Origin of the sequence: Streptomyces montanus (assembly GCF_005786655.1) — a bacterium.
In the GTDB taxonomy this organism is placed as follows: Bacteria; Actinomycetota; Actinomycetes; order Streptomycetales; family Streptomycetaceae; genus Streptomyces; species Streptomyces sporangiiformans.
In genome coordinates, this window is the sequence record NZ_VBZC01000047.1 from 367 (window position 1) to 23,482 (window position 23,116).

Consider the following 23,116-nt stretch of genomic DNA (forward strand, 5'->3'; position numbering starts at 1 on the left):
TCCCGGTAGAGGTCGAGCGCCTCCTCGGGGGTGATCCGCCCACCCTCGGCGGCACGGTCGAGGACGGACTGAAGGTCGGCCTTCTCGGTCACCGGAGCGTCCCTTTCGTAAGGGTGTGGACGGACCGATCCAGCGTACGCCAGGAGATTGGATCACCCGACGTCAGGCCGACGCCGGGCCGACCTCGGCGGCGCCGGGCCGGAGTCAGCGGGCGCCGGGCCGGCGTCAGGCGGGCGCGAGGCCGGAGTCAGGCCGCGTACGCCCCGATGAGGGTCCCCACAAAGGCGCCCGCGATGAGAAAGGGGCCGAAGGGGATCGAGGTCTTGCGCCCGGCCCGGCGGACGACGACGAGCCCCATCCCGTACAGCCCGCCGAACAGGAAACCCGCGAAGGTGCCCAGCACCACGTTCCCCCACCCGTACCAGCCGAGCACGGCCCCGAGCCCGAGGGCGAGCTTCACATCCCCGAAGCCCATCCCCTGCGGATTGATGAGGAAGAGCACGAAGTAGCCGCCGCCGAGCGCGAGGGCGCCGAGCAGCGCGGTCAGCCACTCTCCGGCATGCTCGGGCACCACCGCGACGACGGCGAGCAGCGCGAGCGCCGCCCCGGCGAGCGACAGCGTCAGCACGTCCGGCAACCGCTGCACCGTGAAGTCGACGACCGCCAGGAGTACGCCGAGAGGGGCGAGCAGGAGCCAGACGCCCAGCTCGGGCCGGGTGCCGGTCGCCGCGGCGAGGGCCGCACAGACGAGCGCGGTGGCGAGGGCCACGAGGGGCGCGCTGGGCCCGTAGGCATGAGCACCGCCGTCACGGCAGCGGGCCACGCCGATCCAGCCGCCGATGACATGGCCGTCCGGGCAGCGGTCGCGCCAGTCCTCCTCCGGCTCCACGGAGAACCGGTAGGCGCAGCGCGGTATGAGCAACCCCAGGGCGGCTCCCCAGATGGCGGCGGCGCCCGGCAGCCATTGATCGAGATCCACCCGCACACCTTACGTATGCGCCCGCGTCGGCCACAGGGCGTGTGCGCCGGCCTCTTTGTACGGATGTCACTGCATGTCATTCGGCCATCACCAACCCGTAACGGTTGCCGTCTCGATCACCATCTGGCGCGATTCGTGCGGTATCTGTTGCGCCATGGAGAGGATCACGAGCGGGCCGGGCGACGGTCCGACGCTCGAGTCGCTACCGAAAAAACCGCTGCTCACGCCGGAGTTCGATGCCGATCCGGCCGGCGTGTACGAGCGGCTGCGTCGCCAGTACGGCCCCGTGGCACCGGTGGAACTGATGGGCGTACCGGTGTGGCTGGTTCTCGGCTATCGCGAGGTCCTGGAGGTGCTGCGGAACGAGAGCGTGTGGCGCCGCGACGTCCGGCACTGGAGGGCGCGGGCGCAGGGCCTGCTGCCGCCCGACTGGCCGCTGCTCGCGGGGTACGAAGTACGGCAGACGATGTTCATGGACGACGAGGAACACCGGCGCGCGCGGCAGACCCACAACTCGGCGCTGCACCCCTTCCAGGACGGGAACACCCCGCAGGGGTGGGAACTGCGGACGGCGGTCGCCCAGTACACGGACGAGCTGGTCGGCACGCTGGGCGCGGAGTCGGGGCCCTTCGGAATCGCCGACCTGTGCGCGCAGTACACCAGGCCGCTGCTGCTGATGGTGACCACCAAGCTGTTCGGCTTCCGCGGCGACCTCGGCGACGAGCTGGTCATGGATCTCTGGCGGATGCTCGACGGCGGTCCGGACGCCGGGCCCGCCACCGGGCGCGCCCTGGCGGCCATGACCCAGGTGGCCGCCCTCCGCCGGGAGCGCCCCGGCGACGACCTGACGTCGCACATGCTGCTCGCTGACCCCGGCCTCTCCGACGAACAGCTCGGCCGTGAGCTGTTCATGAACGCCGTCTACCTCAACGACATCACCAACACCATGGTGCTGAACACGCTGTTGGAGGTGCTGCTCGGCAACATGGCGGTGCGCCGCACCCTGTCGACCGGACAGCTCGAGGAAACGCTCAACCGTGCGGTGCTGATCAATCCGCCGACCGCCAACCTGCCCTTCCGCTTCGCCGCGCGGGACGTACGGCTGGGCAACTTCCGGGTGCGAGCCGGCGATGTCGCCATGCCGTCGGCCGCGGCCGCCCACCGGGACATGCTGTCGACCGGCTCCTCCCACATCGCCGACTCCGTGAACAGCACGCGGGCACACCTGGGCTGGGGTGCCGGGCATCACCAGTGCCCCGGCGCCGCCCGCGAGCTGGGCAGCATGATCGTGACCACCGCTGTGGGGCGTTTCTTCGAGCACTTCGACTGGGCGGAACTCGCGGTTCCGGAGTATCGGTTGCTGTGGCGGTCAGGGCCGATGGTGCGAGGTCTGCGACAACTTCCGGTGCGTTACGAGCTCGCCGCCACCAGCACGGCGCGGCAACCGATACCGGCCGACCGGAAACGGGACGGCGCCGAGGGGGTCGAGGCCCGCCAGGCGACCGACAGCCAGACGGGAGGACTGCTGTCGGCCCTGCGGAGGCTGATGCCCGGCGGGCGGTGAGGCCCGGCGGGCGCTGAGGTCGCACCACCCACGCCGCCGGGCAAGCGGCGCGGCCCTTCAGGGGCGCGGGGAACTGCGCGACCAGCCCCAGACGGCCCGCACCCGAGGTGCGAGCCGTGTTGGGGGTCTGGGGGCGCAGCCCCCGTTTCGCAATGTACCCGGGCCGGGCCAGGCCCTATACGACGCGGGCCAAGCCCTAACCGGCCGCCACGACCGCGCTGCGCCACGTCGGCAGCAGCTCGTCCAGCAGCGCCTCCGTACGCGGCGGCAGCCCTCGCGCCCCGCTGCGCGAAACAAGGTCCGCGGCCAGCCTCTTCAGCCGGTCGTCGTCCCCGGTCGAGTGTGTCGCGCGGAGCAGCTCGTGCCAGAGCCGCTCGTCACCCGGGGCGGAGCCCAGCGCCGCGGTGAGCGCCTCGATCGCCTTCTCCGCCCGGTCCTTCTCCAGGTGGAACGCGGACAGGGCGAGCCCGATGTCCGCGACGAGCAGCGGCAGTTGGGCGTCGATGATCTCGTGGGTGAGCCAGCCGTACCGGCCGGCGGGCCGCTCGGCCAGCAACGGCCCGCGCACCAGCACGAGCGCATCGGTCAGCAACCGCCCGCGCACCGCACGGCTGTTGACCCCGCGCCCCTGAGTCGCCTCGTGGTACAGCGACCGCAGCACATCGAGGTCGGACACGACCGACTTGGCGAGCGTGAGCCGCCCGGTGGCGTCGGCGGCCAGCCGCGGCGTACCGTCCGAGTCCTTGCCCAGCCAGTCGCGCAGCCGCTCGACGAGCGCGTCGCGTACGTCTTCCGTCACGCCGCGCGGCCACAGGGCCGAGGACAGCACCCGGGGGTGCACACCTTCCCGGTGCAGAAGGAGCAGCGCCAGCGCCTCGTGCATCAGCGGACTGCGCTCGCCGTCCGGTGTGTCGAGGCCGATGATCTCGTACGGCCCGACGAGCCGCGCGTACACCGCGGGGCGCCCCTGCTCGCTGATGTCGACGAGGAACGGCGGAGCGGAGGACGGGCCGGTCTCCTCGCGCTCGGGATCCGCCTCGACGAACAGCTCGACGACGGCCCGCTGCTGCGCCACCGGGAGCAGCTGCGCGTCGAGTTCGAGTCCGAGCAGCGGTGCGAGCAGCTTGCCCTCGCTCGTGATCTCCATCTCCCAGGCGGCGCCGGGCAGATCGCCCGACTCCGTACCGACGAGATAGCCGATGCCCAACCGGCTCGCGTCGGCGGCGAGTTCGGCGAGCTTGACCGCGTCGTCGGCGGACGGTTCGGCGGCGAGCAGGACGAGGTGCGGGGCCCAACGGGTGTGCTGCGCGGGCCCGGTACGTCCGGTGAGGACGGAGTCGTGACCGGCGGCACCGAGCGCCCCGCGCCGCTGCCGGGTCTCGGCCTCCATGGTCTCCATCAGGGCCTCGATGTCGTCGAGGTGGCGCAGCCGGTTGGGCGCGAGGGGAGTCAGGTCCTGCCCGAAGCCGACGAGCGTGATCGTCATGCGGTCGGACCACCCGTTGGTGGCCAACTCGGCCGCCACGGAGGCGAACACGCCCGCGCGGTCCTGCTCGCTGCCGCTCAGCGACACGATGCCGGGCACGGACTCCAGGTTGAGCAGCAGCCGCGAGTCGTCCATCGTGCCGAGACTGACGAGCCCCGGGTACGGGGCCGCCGTGTCGACCTCCTCGTAGCGCTCGGCGTCGTCCCGCGCCAGCATCCAGAACGTCTGGTCCTGCCCGAGCTGCCACGGCGCCGGGGGCCGCCCGGCGGGCTGCGCGAGTTGCAGATGCAGATCGCCGTTGCTCATCCAGGCCGCGTACACGGTCGGCAGCGGCCGCGACTCCTCGGCGAGCGAGGCGGCGAGACCGCGCAAGGACCGGTCGAGAAGTTGTACGCCCTCGGGGTCGGCGCCGACGAGCAGCGCGTCCTGGACGTCGGCGGCAGCACCGGTGGGCGTCGGCGGCTCCATCATGCCGCGGCGCCCGCCGACGGCACCGAGGGCCGACTGCCACAGGGCCTGACGGCGCCGGCGGCCGAGGGCACCGAGGAGACCGGCGGCGAGGAGGGGCGCGCCGAGGAGGGCCTGCGGGAGCCCGAACCCACTCTCGTCCCCGGCCTCCGCGCCGGAACTGGCGTGCTCCTGGCCCTGCTGCCCCTGCTGACCCTGCTGTCCCTGTTCGTACGAACCGGACGGACGCTGCTCGGGAATCGTGATCTGTGTGGTGTCGCGATCGCCGGCCCCCTCGCCCTGCCGGTCCGCGCCCTGCTGCTGATCGCCGCCGCCGGTCCTGGCGTAGTCGGAGATCTGCTGCTGGACTTCCTCCGAGACCTTCGGGGCCTCGTCGGGCATCTCGACGAGGTCGCCGCCCCGGGCGTCGCCGGGCATCTCCAGGATCCAGCCGGGCCGGATGAGGCTGGCCTCGGAGAGCTTCGAACCGTCGGGCTGCTCACGGTCCTTGTTGAGCTGGTAGATCTCCTTGTACCGCCGCCCGTCGCCGAGATGACGCTCGGCGATCTCCCACAGGGAGTCGTGGTGACGCCCCTCCGGCGGCTGGATCCGGTAGAACTTCGTGTCGTCGCCCTTAGCGGTGCTCCCGCTGTCGGCGGCGTGGGACGCGGCGTTGGCGGCCTGCTCGGCCAGCGCGGCGGCGGCACTGGAAGCGGACTGCTCCTGCTGCTGCCCCAGCAGCCCACCCGGCGTCTGCTGCGCCGCGGCGGCGGCCGGCCGCTGGTTGCCCTCCAACTGCTGCCCCAGCTGCGACAGTCCCGGCGTGAAGCTGGCCGCGGTCGCACCGACGAGGAGCAGCGCGGCGACAAGCTGCCGCGCGAGCAACTGGCTCGGCCCGGCGCCGGGCACGCGGTTCGGCAGCCCGACGCCCGACAGCGCGGCCTTCATCTCGACGAGGACGCAGGCGGTGAACTGGGCCCAGGCGAACCAGACGACGACGGTCAGCACGTTGATGAACGTGCCTACGGTGATCTCCTGCTGCAGCCAGCTCAGACTCGGCGTCCCGCTCGGCAACGGCCACCCGATCTGCGTGGCCAGCGCCCCGGGCACTCCGACCAGAAGAACAAGCAGGGCGACGAAGGCGAAGAACGCCTTCACGAAGTCCCCGAAACTACGCCTCCGCCGGGGCAGTGGCTGCGGCGTCCGATTCCTCGGACCCGGCGAACTGCCCGTCGAGCTGGAAGTGGTGCGTCGCGCCATGGCGGGTGTCCTGGTGTTGTGTGGTGTGTGGAGGGAGTGGAGTTGGGGGTGTACTGAGCCTACCGAGATCTTATTGAGGGAGTCGAAGGTCAGACAGGGGCCGCCTCTTACCGACCGCCTGTTTGCTCACCCCACGCCCCCTAAGCCGGAGTTGTCCATCGAGAGTGGACCGCGCCGCCACAAGGGATCCAAGGCCCTTCGCAACTGTCACGTCACAGATCTCACGATCCCCACACAATCCCCCATCGCTGCTCCGAATCCCGCAACCGGCCCCTGATAGCTTCGTTCTCTGTTGCACACACGCCTTACAAGGGGGAGTACGCCCGTGGCCCGCCGCACCGTGACCACCGCCGCCACGTTCGCCGCAACCGCGGCGCTACTACTCACAGCTTGCGGTGGGGGTGACGACTCGTCGTCGGACGACATCAAGGGGGCGGACAAGGGGTCTAGTAGTCCGTCGGCTTCGGCGTCCGCGCCGTCCGAAGTCAACCGTCCGAAGATCACGATCCCTAGCAGCTTCCAGCTCACCTTCGAGAACTGGACGAGCAGCAACCCAGACGAGCAGGCCGTCCTCAACGACGGCAAGGAGCAACTCCGGGCGGGATACGCAGCGATCATCGCCAATGACCCCGACGGCGGTGACGCCCTTGCCTTCTACGACACCGAAGCCGGCCTCTCCCAAGACCGTAAATGGATCAAGTCCTACACGGACAAGAACCTCAACGTCATCGGTGAGCTCCCGGTGTTCGACCCCAAGGCCGAGCTCTTCGCAAAGAACACGAAAGCGCAGCTCAGCTACTGCACGGACGAGAGCAAGGCAGCTACGAAGAGGCGCGAGGGTGGCAAGGTCGTGGGCAACCCTCAGGGCACCGACCCCAAAGTGTTCTACACCGTCACCATGCAGAAGAGCAGGCAGGGCGTGTGGCAGGCCGTATCCACCGCGTCGAAGAGGGGCGGTTGCTCCTGATGAAGTTGCCCAAGAGGGTCCTGGCCGCCGCTCTCGCATCGACCGTGACGGTCGCCCTCGCCGCCACGTCGGCTTCGGCCGTCGGCGAGGGTGACTCCAAAGAGGACACCCAGGACAACGCCCAAGGCAACGTCGGCAGCGACGGTAGCCTGTCGGCCTCCGTCTCCAACATCCAGCTCAAGTACCCGAGCGGCGGGGACGGCGGCGGCAAGCAGGGCAATCTCGGTACGGTCGACCCCAACTGGAAGCCTCCTGCCTGCTGGTACGAGCCCGCATTCACGCCCGCCCAGCTCAAGAAGTTCGTGGATACGGACAGCGGCGGCGACGTGGGCATCCACGAGTCCTGGTGGGGCAAAGGGCTGTGGACCGAGCACTACCGGGACGGCAAACCGGCAGACAACTTCGATATGAATTCGCCCACCAACAGCACCGCCGAGGGCTACAAGAACTACAACCTCGGCAAGGACGGATACTTCTGGCGCGGCGTCGCCCCCAACAAGACCGACCGGGACTCGTGGGACTGCGGACGCATCATGTTCTGGGTCGACGCGGGTGAGGTCCCAGACGACCCCAACGCCCCCACCCCGAAGACACTCGCCGAGTACGCCTACAACAAGATCAAGGTCCCCGACACCAAGGTCGAGCTGAAGCCAGAAGCCAAATCCACGGTGAACCTGCCCACTTGGGTGTGGCTGGACAAGGGCACCTTCAAGGATGTCAAGGTCCGCGCCGAGCTGCCCAACACCAACATCTGGGCGGAGACGACGGCGAAGCCGGTCGCCCTGCACCTAGAGCCGGGCACGGAGGACGCCGAGACCTTCCCCGCCTCCGGCGACTGCGAGATCAACGACGACGGCTCCATCGGCACCCCGTACAAGAAGGCCGATGCCGGCAAGACCCCGCCGTGTGGCATCAGGTACCTCCGCGCCACCAACGGAGAGCCGTACAAGCTCAGCGCCTCGGTGACCTGGCAGATCACCTGGGAAGGCAACGGCGGCGAAGGCGGCGACCTCCCCGACGGCACCTTCGAGACCACCCAGGACATCAACGTCCAGGAAGTCCAGTCGATCAACCGCTAACGCCCTCCCGTGGCAGGCTCATGTGCCGCGCGACGCGGTCAACGCGTCGCGCGCACCCTGGTCGCATGACACGTATTTACCTCTGCCGCCAGCAGCCGTTCGCTGGTCCGGGAGGAGCAGCCTTCCTCATCGCTGGCAAGACCGCCACGCCCGCCCATCTGTTCAGGGCCGCCCTTCAGCGCGAGGACATTCAATGATCCGGACGGTTGGATTCTTCCCAGAGCAGCCGGCTCAGTGGGGGATCAAGCACGACGAGTCCATCCACCGGTTCGTGCGGAAGAGCGGGGAATCCGACGAGAACGAGATCGCCGCCTACCTCGTCAATGGGGTCGACATCTTCAGCGAGATGGGCGCCGAAGTCGATGTCCTTTCGGCGGACAGGATTGTGATCCCAGGAGGGGCTTCCCTCAAGACCGACGGGGAGTGGGTCTGGAGGTACGACCTCCCTCACTACGTCACTGAATACCATCTGGCCCTTCCGGAGGGATTCCTGCGGAGGATCAGAGACCTCAACTACACCGTTCCGCAGCTCGACGAGGACACCCTGTTCACCATTCTCCAGGAAGTGACAGGAATTGACTTCCGGAACCAGTGAGCAGGATGGCGGCGGTGAGCGCGTGACTCACATCCCTGGGCCCTTCAAGGTGGGTATTCCGAAGCCCGACTAAGAGGTGTCCCGTAACTGCTGATGACTGCCGTTAGATGAACGAGTCCAGCTCGGTGAGTTCGCTGGAGAGTTGCCAGAGCCGGGATGCCGCATCGGGATCGACGGCCCAGGGCTTGACCCCGCCGATGAGCATGTCGTCGGTGTGGGCGGGTTTGGCGATGTCGCAGTCCTGACAGTACGCCCCACCGTGGCCCTCGAGCAGCGGTGAGGCCGCCGCCCATACAGCCGTCGCCGCGCCCTGTGCCGGCGTCTTGAATCCGGCTGCCGGCGCGCCGTCCGGGGCGATCCAGCCCTGGGCCACCTGCTCGTGGTGGGGGATGTGCCGCTGCAGTGGGGTCAGGATGCTGCCTGGGTGGACCGCGAAGGCGTGCAGCCCGCTGTCGGCGCCGAGCGTGTCGAGATGCACAGCGAAGAGGGCGTTCGCGGTCTTGGACTGCGCGTAGGCCAGCCACCGGTCGTAGCCATCGCGGAAGTGGAGGTCGTTCCAGCGCACGTCGGAGAGGAAGTGACCGGACGAGGTCACCGAAACCACCCGCGCCCCTTCCGTCAATGCCGGGCGGAGACGGTTGATGAGAGCGAAGTGGCCGAGGTGATTGACCGCGAAGTGCGCCTCCCAGCCTGGGCCCACGCGTGTCTCCGGACAGGCCATGATGCCCGCGCCGTTGATGATGAGATCGAGGGTGCGGCCAGTGTCCAGGAAGTCGGCCGAGAACGCCCGGACGCTCTCCAGATCCGCCAGGTCGAGGCCGTGCACCTCGGCCCGAGGGACGCCGCGCAGGGCCTCTTCCGCTGCGGCGGGCCTGCGTGCGGGAACGATGACGTGTGCTCCCGCCCGGATGAGGGCAAGCGTGGTCTCCAGTCCGAGGCCGGAGTAACCGCCGGTGACCAGGGCGGTGTTGCGCGACAGGTCGATCCCGGCGAGGACGTCGTCCGCCGTACTGTGGGCGCCGAATCCGGTGCCGGACTTGTGTTGCTGCGTAATCATGTCGGCGACGCTAGATTCTAGACTGCGCTCTAGGTCAAGGTATTGTCGGTGGCATGGGCAAGCACGCGGATGATCTGTCGATCGGGGACGTCGCCAAGGCGACTGGACTGAGCGTGCACGCTCTGCGGTTCTTCGAACGCGAGGGCCTCTTCCTCCGGCCGATCCCCCGTTCCAGCGGCAGGCAGCGGATTTACGAGCAAGCAGACGTGGAGTGGCTCCTACTGTGCAACCGGCTCCGCGAATCGGGCATGCCCATCGCCATGGTGAAGGAGTTCGCCCAGCTCGTCCGGTCAGGCCCGGGCAACGAAGCGGAACGTCTCGCGCTACTACGGGAGCATGAACAGGCCGTGCGAGCCAAGATCTCTGACTTGAATGCAGACCTGAAGGTCATCCATAGCAAGGTCGTCGCCTACGAGAAGCACGTCCGCGACGGGACCGCTGCCGGGGTCTGGTCGCCGGCACCGTCTCGCTGACTCATCCAACTCCTCGCTCACGCCCCGAGGCCCACCCGCTGGCGGTGCCCCACACCCTTCGCAACTGTCACGTCACAGATCTAACGATCCCCACACAATCCCCCATCGCCGCTCCGAAGCCTGCTACCCGCCCCTGATAGCTTCGTTCTCTGTCGCAACACACGCCTTACATAGGGGGAGTACGCCCGTGGCCCGCCGCACCGTGACCACCGCCGCCACGTTCGCCGCAACCGCGGCGCTACTACTCACAGCTTGCGGTGGGGGTGACGACTCGTCGTCGGACGACATCAAGGGGGCGGACAAGGGGTCGAACAGTCCGTCTGCTTCGGCTTCGGGTTCGAAGGCAGACGCGGACCAGCCCGACCTCTCGTTGCCGAAGGACCTGGACCTCGTCTTCGACTTCGACAAGCCGTCCGACACGAAGCAGGCGGCTGCGCTCGCCGACGCGGAGAACTACATCCGCGCGCTGAACCACGGCTTCGCCGCACAGGACCCGAACGACCCTGCGTACCAGTACTACTCGGGCGACCAAGCGGCCCAGTACGCCAAGTCACAGATCCAGGCCTGGGTGAAGGGCGGCTGGACGCCCACCGGGACGGACAAGTACTACGACGAAGACGTCAAGACAATGGGCACTAAACGCGTCCTCGTCACCTTCTGCAGGAACCAAGCCAAGTTCTACGGCAAGGAGATCAAGAGCGGGAAGATCCTCTACACCGACGAGAACCTGGAAAGTTACCAGAAGTACAGCATGCTCATGACCCCTTCGTCTGGGTCCTCCCAGGTCTGGAAGACGCAGGTCATCGAGGTCACGGGCAAGGTGAAGGAGTGCCAGCGATGACGCCTCCACGGTGGACGGTGCGCTGGGGAGCGGCCGCGGGCGCGGCAGCGGTGCTGTGGGTCGGTGGCACGGCTCATGCCAACGGCCCTCAGGACAACGCGAACCGCCCCTCGCCGCCCTCCGACACTTCTGCCGGCACACAGGGCAACGAAGTGTTCGCCTCCGCCAGGCAATCCCAGATCAAGGTCACCCAGGTGAGCGGCCCCACCGGGGGCAACAGCGGCAACATCTCCTCGACGGACGTGACCTGGGAGCCGCCGCCCTGCTGGTACGAGCCCGCCTTCACGCCAGAGCAGCTCAAGGAGTTCTCGGAGACGAAGGGGCAGGGTGACGTCAGCCCTCACGTGTCCTGGTACGGCGAGAAGCTGTGGACGGACCACTACCGGGACGGCAAGGACGCCACCGACTGGGACGACGACTCCCTCTCCACTGCCAAGGGCTACGACAACTACAACCTCGGTAAGGACGGCTACTTCTGGCGCGGCGTCGCACCCGACATCACCAACGAGGATTCCTGGGACTGCGACCGCGTCATGTTCTGGCAGGACGCGGGCGAGATTCCTGAAGTCCCCAACGCGCCCACCGCCAAGACCCTGGCGGAGTACGCCTACAACAAGGTCAAGGTCCCCGACACCGAGATCGAGCTGAAGCCGGAAGCCAAGTCCACGGTGAACCTGCCGACTTGGGCATGGCTGGACAAGGGCACCTTCAAGGATGTCAAGGTCCGCGCCGAGCTGCCCAACACCAACCTGTGGGCCGAGACCACGGCCAAGCCAGTCGCCCTCCACTTGGAGCCGGGCACCGAGGACGCCGAGACCTTCCCCGCCTCCGGGGACTGCGAGATCAACGACGACGGCTCCATCGGCACCCCGTACAAGAAGGCCGACGCCGGCAAGACCCCACCGTGCGGCATCAGGTACCTCCGCGCCACCAACGGAGAACCGTACAAGCTCAGCGCCTCGGTGACCTGGCAGATCACCTGGGAAGGCAACGGCGGCGAAGGCGGCGACCTCCCCGACGGCACCTTCCAGACCACCCAGGACATCAACGTCCAGGAAGTCCAGTCGATCAACCGCTAACGCCCTCCCGTGGCAGGCTCATGTGCCGCGTGATGCAGTCAACGCGTCACGCGGCCCCCAGGTCGCACCACACATATTTGCCCCTGTCGCCGCCCTGACGCAGCGGATACCAACCCCAGTCGTCGGCACAGGCTCGGACAAGTTCGAGCCCGCGCCCCGCTTCCGCGTAGACGGTGCACGCCAACTCCTGTGGGGCCGAAGGTGGTTCAGGGTTGGCGTCCCAGGCACCGATACGCAGGACTCCGTTCTGCCAGCGCAGGCGCAGGGATGCGGGCCCTTTCGCATGTCTTACGGCGTTGGAGACCAGCTCCGTCACAAGCAGCTCAGCCACGTCGGTGAGCCGGATCAGACCGTGCACAGTGAGGACCAGGCGCAGGGTGCGGCGACAGACTGTGACCGCACGGAGGTCGTGCGGGATGTGGAGCGTGTACTCCCAGGGTTCGCCCTTGGTTTGGGACATGCGTTACCTCCGATTGAGTCAGGTGAGTTAGAAAACGTCTGGCGGGCGGCGGGCGGTGGCATTACCGCAGCCGTCATGGCATGACGGAGTGGTGCACTTCCGGAGTCCCGTGGTTCCGCAGCGTGTGCGACGCATCACTGAAAGTACGGACACAATTTGGGACGACGCAAGTCATTGTCGTAATCTGCCCCTCGAACGAGTCACCGCTTCATCGCAGTTGGGGCAAGGAGAAAGTCATGGCGCGCCGGAAACAGCCCACCGCACGCCAGCAGCGTCTGGGTTCTGAACTGCGCAAACTGCGTGAAGCCGCAGGACTCAAAGGACGCGAAGCAGCCGTACTGCTCGGGACGGACTCGGCTCAGATGAGCCAGATCGAGTTCGGCACGGCAGGCGTGAGCGAGGAGCGCGTACGACGACTTGCCGCTCACTACGCCTGCAGTGATGGCGAGTTGATCGAGGCATTGGTCGCGATGGCGACCGAACGGACACGCGGCTGGTGGGAGGAGTACCGAGGTCTGCTGCCCACGTCGTTTCTGGACCTGTCGGAGCTGGAGCACCACGCCACCTACTACTGGGACGTGAACTTCCTGCATGTCCCCGGCCTTCTACAGACAGAGGACTACGCTCACCGGATCCTCGGCCACAGGGTGCCTGAACTCCCCCACTCCGAGTTGGAGTTGCGTGTCCGCCACCGGATGGAACGGCAGGTCATCATCGAGGGCCCCACGCCCATCCCGTACGAAGCGGTGATCCACGAGGCGGCATTGCGCATCAGGGTCGGCGACCGCGCCGCCGCACAGACTCAACTCGCCCGCGTCCTGGAACGCTCCGAAGCGGACCACATCACCGTGCGCGTCATCCCCTTCGACCTGGACGGTTTCGCCGGCGCCGACAGCACCATGGTGTATGCGGGCGGAGCGGTCCCCAAGCTGGACACGGTCGTGCGCGACGCACCACACGGCACTGCCCTCATCGACTCCGAAGCCCAACTCGGCGCATTTCGAACACTCTTCCGTAGAATGGAGGCAGTGTCACTCGAACCCGAGCGGTCGCGTGACTTCATCGACAGGCTGGCGAAGGAACTGTGAGGCGCCCCGTGAGCACGCACGACAACTGGCAGAAGTCGTCCTTCTCCGGCAGCGGGGACGGCAACGCCTGCGTCGAACTCACCTCCACCCCCACCACCATCCACCTCCGCGAAAGCGACACCCCCACCACCCACCTCACGACCACCCCCGCCCCCCTCGCATACCTTCTCCACGCCATACGCTCCGGGGCCCTCACCACGCCCTCAACGTAACCGTGCGCTACGTTCACACGTAAGTACTGATGTAGGCGTTGCAGGTGTTACGGGGGAACGCGTGTCGTACAGGCCGACGGACTGGCACATACTCGACCTGGACAAGGACCCGACTCCGGGCGATCCGCAGCGAGTGAGGAAACTCGCGGGCAGCTTGCATGACTTCGCCGATGACGTCGGCCAAGTCTTACGGGACGTCAAGGGCATGGCCAAGGAGGACGCGGTCCTCGCCTGGGCCGGCAAGACAGCCGACGTGTTCACCGCGGAGTTCGAGGATGTCCCGGGCAAGCTGAAGAAGCTCAAGAAGTCCTATGGCCTCGCCGGCGATGCCCTGGCCTCCTACTGGCCGGACCTGGAGGACGCCCAGGCCAAGGCGGACAAGGCCCTGCGCGACGGCCGCGCGGCCCGCAACGATCTGTCCACCGCGACGACCGCGCTGACGGGTGCGAACGACTGGGTCCGTACGGCCACCGAGAAGACTGACTCGTACGACCCGGACAAGAACCCCGGCAAGAACGTGCCCAAGCCGGACGAGGCCGAGGTCCGCCGGGCCACTCGCAACGCCCAGCACGCCCAGGAGAAGCAGGCGGCTGCCCAGCGAGACGTAGATGCCGCGCAGAACGCGCTGGACGCGGCCAAGAAGCTCGCCAACCAGGCGAAGGGCCTGCGCGAGGAGGCCGCTCGCCGCACGATCAAGAAGCTTGAGGAAGCCTCGGACGCCGGCATCCCCAACCGCCACTGGTGGGAGGAGGCCGCCGACTGGGTCTCCGACCATTGGGACGAGATCGTCACGGTCTGCAAATGGGTCGTGGCCGTCGTCGGCATCATCGTCATGATCGTCGGCGGTCCGCTGGGCTGGCTCGTCTTCGCCGCGGCCTTGGTCGTCCTCGCCGACACATTGAGAAAAGTCCTCAACGGCACGGCAGGCTGGGGCGACCTCGTATGGGCAGTCCTGGACTGCATCCCCGCCACCAAAGGCCTCACCAGCCTCGCCAAGATCGGCAAGCTGTGGAAGGCAGGCGGTCTGAAGGCTCTCGGCGCCGGCTTCATGGGCGGCATCGGTGGCGGCCTCAAGAACACGGCCAATGCCCTCCGCAGCGTGGGCAACCGGATCTCGTACGAAGGCGGCAAGTTCCTCAACGGCCTGAGGTCCGCCTCATCGGCCGTGCCCCAACCGGCGGCCATGCACGTGAGCCCGGGTGGCGCGCTGGCTCTGGGCGGTGATCCCACAGGGATCGCGTCCAGGGTGGGCGCCTTCCAGGACGGGACCGCTTCGTACGTCAAGGAGATCAAGCTCACCGCCAACCGATGGCCCGAGTCGGCTCAGCACATCAAGGACGCACAGGACGGCAAGATCTGGCGCGGTGACCGTATGACAGAGGGGGAGCCGAAGCCGGACGTGCTGACGATCGACCGGGCGGGGGCGGATGCCAACAGAGACGACTCCCTGCGCGGGATACAGGGGCGCGGCAATGACGGCCTGGACCGCGACGAGTACCCGCCGGCGATGTTCAAGGAAGGCGGCGAGGGCGCGAGCGTGAAATACATCACCTCGGGCGACAACCAGGGCGCCGGCTCCAGTATGGGCAACCGTCTTCGGGGACTTCCCGACGGAGCTAGGATCAAGATTACTCCCACAGACCTACCGGGAATCTGATGAGCACTGAGTCCGACATCACGCCTTTGAATCGAGCCTATCGACAAGACCGCAGCGAGGTCATGCCAGAACTCGTCGATCTCGCTCTCGCAGATGAAACAGCGGCCGATCTGGCATACCAGTACGCGGCATGCGCGATCGAAATCCTCTTCTGGCTCGACAGGTTCGCGGATTCCGCTGATCTCGCCGAGGAAGTGATCTCGCGGCACGGCAGCACCTGCAAGGGACTGGCGCGCATGGACATTCCGTTCGACATGGCTCTGCTCGCCGCTGAAAAGTACGCCGGCGTCAGGGCTGCTCCCCGAATGCAGCTGCTCCAGGCCCGCCTTCCTGAGAAGAGTGTGATGGGCCAGCGTTTCCGGTGGCTCGTCAAGACAATGCCGGACCGTTCCTTGGAACAGTTGCTCGCCAGCCCGCAGACCTGTGGAGGACCGGCATCCGAGATCGTCGGGCCCGCTGCCGCCCACCTCCGGCGTCCGTACGGGGAACTCGGCCGGCCGGAGCGCCGCGTACTCTGGGAAGCTACGCGCAACGCCAACCGGTTCGACCTCGCCCGCACGCTCCACGAGCAGGGCGATCCGCCCACCTACGAGAGCGCCCTCTGGCTCGCCGGCTGGTACCAGTACTCAGGCTCCACCAGCAGCGCCGAAGAGGTGCTCGTACAGGCGCTGGACGTCTGGCACCCCCTGGAACTCTGGGATGTCCTCCCCGAAGGCCCAGTGCTCCAGCCGGTGCTCCGCGAGGCAGCCACGCCGCGGGTCCGAAGTCACTACCTGACTCACCCCCTACCTGACCCATCCCAGTGAAAGTAGAGACCACGATGACGTCAGCGCTCGAGGATCTCGTCGAGCGGGCCCGCGGCCCTCTGGGACCTCGCGTCGCTCTTGACTTCGGTGTCGACAGCGGCCCTCTGAAGGAGCTCTCCGACCTGCTGTCCCGTGTGAATGGGTTCTTCGCCTTCGATGCGGGAATTCAGGTATTCCGCGTGGGAGATGAGGGGTTGGGGCCCGAGCTCATCGAGTGGAACAGCGAGGAGGCGTGGAAGGAAACCTACGGCAGCCTCGCCGATCAGGTCTTCTGCTTCGGTCAGGACCTGCTCGGAACTCAGTTCGCCATTGTCGGCGGAGACACGATCGTCACGTTCGACCCGGAAACCGCTGAGACTAGGGAAATCGGCAAGACGCTGGACGCCTGGGCCACTTGGCTGTTCGGCGATCCTGCCGTGCATGCGACGGCCAATCTCGCGTATGCGTGGCAGAAGCAGAACGGCCCGCTGGAACCCGACCAACGACTGATCCCACTGGCCTTCTTCGTCGCTGGCGGCGGATACGAATTCGACAATCTCGTGGTACGGGACGCGGTGACCGCCATGCGCATTCGCGGCCCCATTGCCCAGCAGATCACAGGCCTACCGGACGGTGCGAACATCCGTCTGCACCTGGAGTGAAGGAGCGGCGGACAATGCCGGACCACATACCGATATCGTCCGACTCGTCGCCAGCCGGGACTCAGGCCTCGTTCGGATTCTCCCTGTCCGTCCCGGAGTCCTGGTGGGAGTTCGACATCCGCCCCGAGGGGCGCGAATCGACAATCCGCTTCCTCGTCGACGAGCGGACCCGCGAGATACCCGAACTCGCGCCGTACCGTTCCGACTTGACGAACATGCTCCGCAAGATGGCCAAGGACGCCAACGACTCCGGCGCGATCTACATGGGCTGTATGGCGGAGAACTTCGACGGCGTGCCGCTGTCCGCGACAGTCACCGTGAGTGTGCTGGGGTCGAAGAACAAGCAGGGCGTGGCTCTCTCCACCGACCCCCGCGCCATCGCCGACAGCCTCCGCACGATCACGCCCCGCCGTGAGAGCGACGCCTGGCGCAAAGTCACGACCGTCGACATCCCCGAAGTCGGCCCCGTCGCCCGCACGTTCGGTGTCGAGGACGTACCCCTGGCAAAGGGTGACAGCCGCACCCTGCGCATGGCTCTGACTCAGACGTACATACCCGTCCCCGGAACCACCGACCAGGTCGTGCTCGTCTCCGGGGCCAGCCCGGTCCTGGACCTGGCGGAGGCGTTCCACGATATCTTCGACGCGGTGACGGGTACCTTCCGCTTCGTATAGGCACCACTCGTACGGACACCAGCCGCCCGCGGCACGGACACCACAGGGGGATCAGACATGGCCAAGCCGGACCTCGCGCTGCCGCTCAGTGAGCTGGAGGACTATGGGACTCGGCTGCGGGACATCAAGCAGCGTATGAACCACACCAAGAAGCTCTTCGAGTCCTACAAGGACGACATAGGCGACGGCGGTGTCTACGACAAGCTCGAGGACTTCGAGTCCAACTGGGAGGACGGCCGCGAGGACATCAACCAGCAGCTCGACGCGCTGGCCCAGATGTCCGAGGCCGTCGTACGGGAGTTCAAGAAGCTCGACGACGACCTGGCCAAGCAGGTCTCGGAGGGCGTGAAGAACGAGGGCAAGGGCGGAAAGAAGGACGGGGGCGGGGGCAAGGGCGGCGGCGACAAGTAGAACCGCCGAGCGCACCACTGCCCATGCTCCCCCGCGGTCCCCTCTGCGTCCGCTGCCGCTGCCCTTTGCTCGCCCTGATAGCTTCGTTCCCTGTTGCACATGGTCACCGCATTCTGGGGGAGAAGCCTCGTGGCTCGCCACACCCTGCCCACCGCCGCCGCCCTCGCCACGACGGGCGCGCTTCTCCTGACCGCCTGCGGTGGGAGCGACGACCCGTCGGATGACGTCAAGCAGGCGGGGCAAGAGTCGAGCGGGAGTCCGTCGGCTTCTGCCTCTGCTTCATCGGACGCGGAACGGCCCGTCATCAAGCTTCCGGAGAGTTTCCAGGCGGACTTCGCGGGCTGGACGAACAGCGACCTCGAACTCCAGAGGGCCCTGAACGACGGCAAGGAACGCCTTCGGGCTTCGTACGCCGCCATCATCGACGGCGATCCCGAGGCCAGTTACCTGTCCTTCTACAGCGGACAGGCAGCGATGAGCACCGGCTCGTCGTGGGTCAAGGGTTACAAAGGGCTGACGATCATCGGTGAAGTCAAGGTCTACAACCCCGAGATCGCCTATCTCGGCAAGAAGAAGACTCGCGCCACGCTCTTCTACTGCGTCGACGAGAGCAAGGGCTACAGCAAGGACCTCACGACGGGCGAGACTGCCGGAACCCCCAAGGGTGAGTCCCCGAAAGTGCAGTACCGGACGAGCCTCGGTAAAGAAGCGAACGGCGTCTGGAAGACCATGACGGTCGAGACGGAACCGGGAGCGTGCTGATCGCAGACCTCACGTTTTGGCAGATCTGGGTCACCGAGCCTCCTTGGAAGGCCTGATCACCGCCGTACGTGTCTGACCCAGATCTTCCATCTCCGCAATGCGCCCATGCGCATCACATGCACCTCTTGGCAGCCTCGGTCGAAGCCACGCTGGTGGTCTGCCAGACGCCCTTGGCGTTCTTCTCCAAGCGGGTGTTGTAGAAGACGTAGTCGCTCGGGGATGCCTTGACCGACTTGTCCACCTTCTTGGTCTTGCGGTCCTTCGGATACGTCCCGGTCGCGTCCATGCAGTACGTGACCGCAGCCGCTCCGTCCTTGAGGAACGTGGCCTCGCGATCGTAGTAACGAGTCTTGCCGGTGAAGCTTCTGCCGTCGTCGTAGAAGGACTTGATGTACGAGGCAGCCGACATCAGGGCATCGCCCTTCGAATAGAACTTCAACGCCGGATGTTCATCGGCGTCGACCGTGATCGCCTCGTCGATCGAGTTGATCCGTCGCTCGTTGTCCGCCAGTACCGCGTCCTTCTTCGCGTCTCCCGTCGAGTCCCCCTCAAAAACGTTGTCCACGTCCTTCGGCAGTGTGATCTCCGGACGCTCGATCTCGTCTTCGGACGCCGACGGCGACGGTGACGCCGACTTGGACGACGTATCAGCTCCCGCGATCTCGTCATCCGAGGATTCCTTGGGCCCTCCGCCACCACATGCCGTGAGCAGCAGCGTGGTCGCAGTCGCCAGGCACACAGTGGCAATGGTCGTGTGCTTGCGCATCGGGGGAAGTACCTCCATGGGTTGGGGGAAACGGAAACTCACACTGCACCGCGGCTCGGTCTCGGCATCAGCCAACCTCGTTCTCCGCCACCGCCTGGCCGTGGACCACGACGTCGCCGCCGTAGAACATTCCCGTGAAGACCGGGGAGTACGTGAGCTGGACGTCGACCTCCACCTCGTCGGGGTTGGCGGCGACGCAGTGCGTGGCGCCGATGTCCGCGCCGGTCATGCCCATTTCGCGGGCGAACGCCTTCACCCGGGCGTTGCAGTTCTCGTAGAGGATGGGAGCGCCGGCCCCCGGGTTCTCGTACAGGTCCTCGAGGTCTACGTCCTGGGCGGCGTAGCGGGCGGCCTGTTCCGCTATGTCGGCGGCGCGTTCCCGTTTGGAGATGGACAGGCCTCCGTCGATGACGAACGCCGACAACGACAGGAAGACGAGCGCGAAGATGATGACCGCGCCGGCGCCCGAGCCCCGGTCGTCGAGGCGTGCGCGGCGTGCGTCCGCCCAAGCGCGTACGGCACTTCCGATGCGCCCAGTCGCCTCTTCCAGTTTCCCCGTCTCCGCCATCTCCCCCATCACGCCTTCCTCTTGAAGGGGTCCAGCGGCGCGGTGAACGACGACGTCAGCGTGGTCGGCACGTCCAGGCCGAGCATGGCCAGGCCTCGTACCTCGCAGCTGACCTCGACGGTGAACAGGTCGGCGTCCGCGAAGCCGACGCTGGTCTTGTTCACCGACACCGGGCCCGAGCAGACGTCAGCCAGATCGGCCTCCGCGGCCTTCGTCGCCTCCGCCATCGCGGGGCCCACCTCGCGCTGCAGAGAGCCCGAGCGAGCCGCGTCCCGCGCCGCCCCGTCGAGCGCCCCGCGCCCGTCGACCAGTTGCCCGAAGGCCACCAGGACGAGGATGAAGAGGATCATCACCGGGGCGAGGATCACGACCTCGATGGTGGACAGCCCGCGGTCCCGGCCCCGGCCGCGGCCCCGGTCCCGGTCCCAGGCGTCAGCAAAAGCCCGCACCCGCGCACGTACGAAAGAGCGCATCTAGTTCTGGCCCTCCTCCACGAACCGCTCCACCGGCCCCACCGACTGCGCGTGCACCGTCAGGTCCAGCCCCGGAAACACCGTGGGCACGCGGGCCGTGATCTCCACGCCCACCGTGTTCTGCTCCGGCTGGAGCATGGCCACGTCGGGCCCCAGGACCAACTGCGGCCCCAGCTGCGTGATGTAGCTGTCGACGACATCCCGCGCCTCGCCCCGCCACGCGCCCGGCCGTTCGTCGGCCGTCGCGCGTGCCTTCCGCGCGCCCGCCTGGGCCGCCGCCTGGGCCACATGGTCGGCGAAGAAGTACAGCGCGAACTGCACCGTCGCGAAGATCATGAAGAAGAGTACGGGCGTGAGCAGCACGAACTCGATCGCGGTCATGCCGGAGTCGCCGCGGGCGGAGGCGGCCTCCACCCGGCGGCGTACCCAGCGTCGTACGCTCACCAGTAACCCCGTATGGATGTGGATGTGGAAGAAGTCAGCAGGTGCTGCCGGCGTCGGCACCCTTGATGCAGTCGCCCACCTTGTTGGCGCCGTCGCTCAGCGCGGCGTTGATGATCGCGGCGACCACGCCGACGATCGCCACAACGACCGCCGAGATGATGACCCACTCCACCGCGGACGCACCGCGGTCGAGCTCGCCGGAGCGGGCACGCTGCACCCGGCCCTGGAGGAAGGTGATCAGGAAGTCCACCCCCGGGATCCCGGTGCTGAAGTTCCGTCCGTTCATGGTGAGTTGTCCTCTCAGAACAATTTCAAGCTATTCGGAGCCGTTTAGCCGTTTGGATCTGGACCTTGATCACGAGACCTGGAACACGCGCATCGCCGCCGGGAAGATCAGGAAGACCAGGAACCCCGCGCACAGCAGCAGCTGCGCCACGAGCATCGACTGTGACTTCTCACCCGCGCTGCCCTCGATATCGGCGAGCTCGCGGTGCCGCATCGTCTCGGCGCGTGAGGCGAGCGACTCGCGCACCTTCGCACCGTCGTCCGCGACGAGCGCCAACGATGCCGACAGGTCCTTGAGTTCCTCGACGCCCAGTTCCTCGCCGAGCGAACCGAGCGCCTGCCACTGGCTGATGCCGGTGATCCGGGCGTCGGCCAGCGCGTTGCGGATCCGCTGCGTCGCCCAGCCGTCGGAGATCTCGGCGGCGGCCATCAGGGCCTCCGGGAGACCCCGGCCGCCGGCCAGGCTCATGGACACCAGGTCCAGATACGCGCCGATCACGCGCCGCAGGTCACGCCGCTTGTCGGCGGCGTCCCTGCGTACCTCGAGATCCGGCAGGAGGAAGAAGATGCCGGCGAACAGCAGCGCCAGCCAGACCGGGATGATCGGGCTGCTGCCGACGCCGAGCGTCCAGACCACGGCGAAGATGAAGGGTCCGAAGAACAGTCCCGCCGCGGACAGCAGGACCTTCGTCGCCAGGAAGTTCTCCCAACTCCGGTCCAGCACCGCGAGGTCGGCCCGCAGCGACCGCTGCTCCCACCCCTGTTGCAGGTAGAACTCTGCGACCCTCGCGCCCACTTGAGTGCGCACGCCGCCGAAGCGCCCGGTGTCCGCGGCGCGATGCGAGGACTCGTACGCCGCGCCTCGCGCCCGCATCGCGTCGATGCGGGCGACCTGGGAGATCGCGCTGCGCTTCGACGGCATGAGGGCCCGTACAAGGACGTAGACGCCCAGGCCCATGACGGCGCCGATCACGATCGGCATGGTCAGGTTCACCGGCGTACTCCCTCCTCGGCAGTGGGCGCACCGGGCGCGGCCTGCGCACCAGGCGTGGCCTGCGCGCCGGTCGCACCGGACGTGGCGGAAGCCCCGGACGCTCCGGAAGCCCCAGCCGTCCGCGGCCGTACGAACTGCACCGCCGCCTCGTCCCGCACCAGGAACCGCTCCGGTGTCTCGATCGTCGACAGCTTGCGCAGCCACAGGAAGCCGGCGGCGAACAGGCCGCAGACGCAGGCGAGTACGACCTGTCCGACCGCCGTGCCGTACGGCTCGACGAACTCACGGTTGAAGATCGACAGGCCGAGGACGAAGGCGATCGAGACGGCGACGACGATCTGCACGGACCGGCGGGTCGAGGCCCGCTGGGCCATGACGCGCTGCCGCATGTCGACCTCCTCGCGCGCCGACTTCGCCAGGGCGCCCAGCACCTGGCGCAGACCCGGGCCGCGCAGCCGCGCGTTGAGGATCAGCGCGGCCACGATGATGTCGGCGGACGCGTCGTTGATCTCGTCGGCGAGGTGCTGAAGGGCCTCGGGCAGGGGCGTACGGGAGCGCAGCCGGTCGACCAGCCCGTCGAGGTGCGGGCGCAGGACCGGGGCCGAGGCGCGCGCCGACGCCGGGATGGCCTGCTCCAGGCCGACCGCGCCCGCGATGGTGTCGCGCAGCGATTCGGTCCAGGACGCGAGGGCCTCCACGCGGCGCATGGCGGCCTTCTCCTCGGAGGCGCCGCCGAAGAGCTTGTCCCAGAAGAAGACGAGCACGGCGGTCGCGATACCGGCCACCGCCCAGCGGGTGAGCAGCAGCACGACGATTCCGGCGCCGGCCGCGATCGAACCGCGCCGACCGGCGAACCGGATGAGTTCACCGGCGCGTTCACCGGCCTTCTGCTTCTCGTGCTCGGGCTTGGCCGGCATTCCGCGGACCGCGACGGCGAACAGCGCGAGGCCGCCGCCGACGGCGATGCCGCACGCGAGCGCGTACAGCACGGTCTTGGAGAAGAGCCCGCCCATGGAGCCGAGCGAGCCGAGTGCGGCGAGCGTCATGG

At 67.5% G+C, this 23,116-nt stretch carries 26 protein-coding genes; 15 read left to right on the top strand and 11 right to left on the bottom strand.

Annotated elements, in window-relative coordinates; all coding sequences use genetic code 11:
- Positions 1 to 247 precede the first annotated feature (247 nt).
- The gene (locus FE633_RS33170; RefSeq protein ID WP_246113952.1) at positions 248 to 979 is read right to left on the bottom strand and encodes a prepilin peptidase; all 732 of its coding nucleotides are present in this window, start codon (positions 977 to 979) and stop codon (positions 248 to 250) included.
- 154 nt (positions 980 to 1,133) lie between these two features.
- Between FE633_RS33170 and FE633_RS33175 the strand changes: the two genes are divergently transcribed.
- Positions 1,134 to 2,543, top strand: coding sequence for a cytochrome P450 family protein (locus tag FE633_RS33175; RefSeq protein ID WP_138048880.1), 1,410 nt, complete (start codon positions 1,134 to 1,136; stop codon positions 2,541 to 2,543).
- Between the two features lie 196 nt (positions 2,544 to 2,739).
- Here FE633_RS33175 and FE633_RS33180 read toward each other — a convergent pair whose 3' ends face one another.
- Positions 2,740 to 5,736 carry a BTAD domain-containing putative transcriptional regulator gene (locus FE633_RS33180; RefSeq protein ID WP_138048881.1) on the bottom strand — a complete coding sequence of 999 codons (2,997 nt, stop codon included), beginning with the start codon at positions 5,734 to 5,736 and terminating at the stop codon, positions 2,740 to 2,742.
- A 325-nt stretch (positions 5,737 to 6,061) separates the two neighbouring features.
- Here FE633_RS33180 and FE633_RS33185 point away from each other — a divergent pair, with 325 nt between their 5' ends.
- The 3 genes from FE633_RS33185 (at position 6,062) to FE633_RS33195 (ending at position 8,377) form a co-directional block, all read left to right on the top strand.
- Positions 6,062 to 6,703, top strand: a complete 642-nt coding sequence (locus tag FE633_RS33185; RefSeq protein WP_138048882.1) for a hypothetical protein — start codon at positions 6,062 to 6,064, stop codon at positions 6,701 to 6,703.
- Positions 6,703 to 7,782 (top strand): hypothetical protein, encoded by a 1,080-nt coding sequence (locus tag FE633_RS33190; protein ID WP_171060218.1) that lies wholly within the window; start codon positions 6,703 to 6,705, stop codon positions 7,780 to 7,782. Before FE633_RS33185 ends, FE633_RS33190 begins: the two co-directional genes overlap by 1 nt.
- Before the next feature lie 193 nt (positions 7,783 to 7,975).
- A complete protein-coding gene (locus tag FE633_RS33195) occupies positions 7,976 to 8,377 on the top strand; it encodes a hypothetical protein (RefSeq protein WP_138048883.1) in 402 nt (133 codons plus the stop codon).
- Positions 8,378 to 8,480: 103 nt separating this feature from the next.
- Here FE633_RS33195 and FE633_RS33200 read toward each other — a convergent pair whose 3' ends face one another.
- Positions 8,481 to 9,434, bottom strand: a complete 954-nt coding sequence (locus FE633_RS33200; protein ID WP_138048884.1) for an oxidoreductase — start codon at positions 9,432 to 9,434, stop codon at positions 8,481 to 8,483.
- A gap of 53 nt (positions 9,435 to 9,487) precedes the next feature.
- Here FE633_RS33200 and FE633_RS33205 point away from each other — a divergent pair, with 53 nt between their 5' ends.
- From FE633_RS33205 to FE633_RS33215, 3 genes are all read left to right on the top strand, one after another.
- A complete protein-coding gene (locus FE633_RS33205; protein ID WP_138048885.1) occupies positions 9,488 to 9,907 on the top strand; it encodes a MerR family transcriptional regulator in 420 nt (139 codons plus the stop codon).
- Between the two features lie 187 nt (positions 9,908 to 10,094).
- Positions 10,095 to 10,748: a hypothetical protein gene (locus FE633_RS33210; RefSeq protein ID WP_138048886.1), complete on the top strand. Its 654-nt coding sequence runs from the start codon at positions 10,095 to 10,097 to the stop codon at positions 10,746 to 10,748.
- Positions 10,745 to 11,827: a hypothetical protein gene (locus FE633_RS33215; RefSeq protein WP_138048887.1), complete on the top strand. Its 1,083-nt coding sequence runs from the start codon at positions 10,745 to 10,747 to the stop codon at positions 11,825 to 11,827. Before FE633_RS33210 ends, FE633_RS33215 begins: the two co-directional genes overlap by 4 nt.
- A gap of 46 nt (positions 11,828 to 11,873) precedes the next feature.
- Here FE633_RS33215 and FE633_RS33220 read toward each other — a convergent pair whose 3' ends face one another.
- Complete coding sequence (locus FE633_RS33220) at positions 11,874 to 12,287, bottom strand: ATP-binding protein (protein ID WP_138048888.1); 414 nt, start codon at positions 12,285 to 12,287, stop codon at positions 11,874 to 11,876.
- Between the two features lie 236 nt (positions 12,288 to 12,523).
- Here FE633_RS33220 and FE633_RS33225 point away from each other — a divergent pair, with 236 nt between their 5' ends.
- The 8 genes from FE633_RS33225 to FE633_RS33265 all read left to right on the top strand — a co-directional run bounded on the left by FE633_RS33225 (position 12,524) and on the right by FE633_RS33265 (position 18,538).
- The gene (locus tag FE633_RS33225; protein ID WP_138048889.1) at positions 12,524 to 13,375 is read left to right on the top strand and encodes a helix-turn-helix domain-containing protein; all 852 of its coding nucleotides are present in this window, start codon (positions 12,524 to 12,526) and stop codon (positions 13,373 to 13,375) included.
- Positions 13,376 to 13,383: 8 nt separating this feature from the next.
- Positions 13,384 to 13,587: a DUF397 domain-containing protein gene (locus FE633_RS33230; protein ID WP_138048890.1), complete on the top strand. Its 204-nt coding sequence runs from the start codon at positions 13,384 to 13,386 to the stop codon at positions 13,585 to 13,587.
- 61 nt (positions 13,588 to 13,648) lie between these two features.
- Positions 13,649 to 15,244 (top strand): putative T7SS-secreted protein, encoded by a 1,596-nt coding sequence (locus FE633_RS48815; protein ID WP_246113953.1) that lies wholly within the window; start codon positions 13,649 to 13,651, stop codon positions 15,242 to 15,244.
- A complete protein-coding gene (locus tag FE633_RS33245; RefSeq protein WP_138048891.1) occupies positions 15,244 to 16,050 on the top strand; it encodes a hypothetical protein in 807 nt (268 codons plus the stop codon). Before FE633_RS48815 ends, FE633_RS33245 begins: the two co-directional genes overlap by 1 nt.
- Positions 16,051 to 16,064: 14 nt before the next feature.
- A complete protein-coding gene (locus tag FE633_RS33250; protein WP_138048892.1) occupies positions 16,065 to 16,691 on the top strand; it encodes an SMI1/KNR4 family protein in 627 nt (208 codons plus the stop codon).
- A gap of 14 nt (positions 16,692 to 16,705) precedes the next feature.
- Positions 16,706 to 17,365 (top strand): hypothetical protein, encoded by a 660-nt coding sequence (locus tag FE633_RS33255; RefSeq protein WP_246113954.1) that lies wholly within the window; start codon positions 16,706 to 16,708, stop codon positions 17,363 to 17,365.
- A gap of 57 nt (positions 17,366 to 17,422) precedes the next feature.
- Positions 17,423 to 17,776 (top strand): hypothetical protein, encoded by a 354-nt coding sequence (locus tag FE633_RS33260; RefSeq protein ID WP_138048893.1) that lies wholly within the window; start codon positions 17,423 to 17,425, stop codon positions 17,774 to 17,776.
- Positions 17,777 to 17,905: 129 nt separating this feature from the next.
- Entirely contained in the window at positions 17,906 to 18,538 is a 633-nt protein-coding gene (locus FE633_RS33265) for a hypothetical protein (RefSeq protein ID WP_138048894.1), read from the top strand.
- 112 nt (positions 18,539 to 18,650) lie between these two features.
- Here FE633_RS33265 and FE633_RS33270 read toward each other — a convergent pair whose 3' ends face one another.
- The 7 genes from FE633_RS33270 to FE633_RS33300 form a co-directional block, all read right to left on the bottom strand.
- Positions 18,651 to 19,304 carry a hypothetical protein gene (locus FE633_RS33270; RefSeq protein WP_138048895.1) on the bottom strand — a complete coding sequence of 218 codons (654 nt, stop codon included), beginning with the start codon at positions 19,302 to 19,304 and terminating at the stop codon, positions 18,651 to 18,653.
- A gap of 67 nt (positions 19,305 to 19,371) precedes the next feature.
- Positions 19,372 to 19,872 (bottom strand): pilus assembly protein TadG-related protein, encoded by a 501-nt coding sequence (locus tag FE633_RS33275; RefSeq protein ID WP_138048946.1) that lies wholly within the window; start codon positions 19,870 to 19,872, stop codon positions 19,372 to 19,374.
- An 8-nt stretch (positions 19,873 to 19,880) separates the two neighbouring features.
- Positions 19,881 to 20,345: a TadE family protein gene (locus FE633_RS33280; RefSeq protein ID WP_138048896.1), complete on the bottom strand. Its 465-nt coding sequence runs from the start codon at positions 20,343 to 20,345 to the stop codon at positions 19,881 to 19,883.
- Complete coding sequence (locus tag FE633_RS33285; protein ID WP_246113960.1) at positions 20,346 to 20,726, bottom strand: TadE family protein; 381 nt, start codon at positions 20,724 to 20,726, stop codon at positions 20,346 to 20,348.
- A 97-nt stretch (positions 20,727 to 20,823) separates the two neighbouring features.
- The gene (locus tag FE633_RS33290; RefSeq protein WP_055610899.1) at positions 20,824 to 21,075 is read right to left on the bottom strand and encodes a hypothetical protein; all 252 of its coding nucleotides are present in this window, start codon (positions 21,073 to 21,075) and stop codon (positions 20,824 to 20,826) included.
- Between the two features lie 69 nt (positions 21,076 to 21,144).
- On the bottom strand, positions 21,145 to 22,068 hold the full coding sequence (locus tag FE633_RS33295) for a type II secretion system F family protein (RefSeq protein ID WP_171060214.1): 924 nt from the start codon (positions 22,066 to 22,068) through the stop codon (positions 21,145 to 21,147).
- Positions 22,065 to 23,114, bottom strand: a complete 1,050-nt coding sequence (locus tag FE633_RS33300) for a type II secretion system F family protein (RefSeq protein WP_246113961.1) — start codon at positions 23,112 to 23,114, stop codon at positions 22,065 to 22,067. Before FE633_RS33300 ends, FE633_RS33295 begins: the two co-directional genes overlap by 4 nt.
- Positions 23,115 to 23,116: the final 2 nt, after the last annotated feature.

Bases quoted from the DNA above. Each gene is read 5' to 3' on its own strand.
- FE633_RS33285 (WP_246113960.1), bottom strand. From the start codon at position 20,726: ATGACCGCGATCGAGTTCGTGCTGCTCACGCCCGTACTCTTCTTCATG.
- FE633_RS33290 (WP_055610899.1), bottom strand. From the start codon at position 21,075: ATGAACGGACGGAACTTCAGCACCGGGATCCCGGGGGTGGACTTCCTG.
- FE633_RS33190 (WP_171060218.1), top strand. From the start codon at position 6,703: ATGAAGTTGCCCAAGAGGGTCCTGGCCGCCGCTCTCGCATCGACCGTG.
- FE633_RS33180 (WP_138048881.1), bottom strand. From the start codon at position 5,736: ATGGCGCGACGCACCACTTCCAGCTCGACGGGCAGTTCGCCGGGTCCG.
- FE633_RS33245 (WP_138048891.1), top strand. From the start codon at position 15,244: ATGAGCACTGAGTCCGACATCACGCCTTTGAATCGAGCCTATCGACAA.
- FE633_RS33280 (WP_138048896.1), bottom strand. From the start codon at position 20,345: ATGCGCTCTTTCGTACGTGCGCGGGTGCGGGCTTTTGCTGACGCCTGG.
- FE633_RS33175 (WP_138048880.1), top strand. From the start codon at position 1,134: ATGGAGAGGATCACGAGCGGGCCGGGCGACGGTCCGACGCTCGAGTCG.
- FE633_RS33300 (WP_246113961.1), bottom strand. From the start codon at position 23,114: ATGACGCTCGCCGCACTCGGCTCGCTCGGCTCCATGGGCGGGCTCTTC.
- FE633_RS33205 (WP_138048885.1), top strand. From the start codon at position 9,488: ATGGGCAAGCACGCGGATGATCTGTCGATCGGGGACGTCGCCAAGGCG.
- FE633_RS33275 (WP_138048946.1), bottom strand. From the start codon at position 19,872: ATGGCGGAGACGGGGAAACTGGAAGAGGCGACTGGGCGCATCGGAAGT.
- FE633_RS33220 (WP_138048888.1), bottom strand. From the start codon at position 12,287: ATGTCCCAAACCAAGGGCGAACCCTGGGAGTACACGCTCCACATCCCG.
- FE633_RS33270 (WP_138048895.1), bottom strand. From the start codon at position 19,304: ATGCGCAAGCACACGACCATTGCCACTGTGTGCCTGGCGACTGCGACC.
- FE633_RS33225 (WP_138048889.1), top strand. From the start codon at position 12,524: ATGGCGCGCCGGAAACAGCCCACCGCACGCCAGCAGCGTCTGGGTTCT.
- FE633_RS33200 (WP_138048884.1), bottom strand. From the start codon at position 9,434: ATGATTACGCAGCAACACAAGTCCGGCACCGGATTCGGCGCCCACAGT.
- FE633_RS33250 (WP_138048892.1), top strand. From the start codon at position 16,065: ATGACGTCAGCGCTCGAGGATCTCGTCGAGCGGGCCCGCGGCCCTCTG.
- FE633_RS33255 (WP_246113954.1), top strand. From the start codon at position 16,706: ATGCCGGACCACATACCGATATCGTCCGACTCGTCGCCAGCCGGGACT.
- FE633_RS33215 (WP_138048887.1), top strand. From the start codon at position 10,745: ATGACGCCTCCACGGTGGACGGTGCGCTGGGGAGCGGCCGCGGGCGCG.
- FE633_RS33195 (WP_138048883.1), top strand. From the start codon at position 7,976: ATGATCCGGACGGTTGGATTCTTCCCAGAGCAGCCGGCTCAGTGGGGG.
- FE633_RS33260 (WP_138048893.1), top strand. From the start codon at position 17,423: ATGGCCAAGCCGGACCTCGCGCTGCCGCTCAGTGAGCTGGAGGACTAT.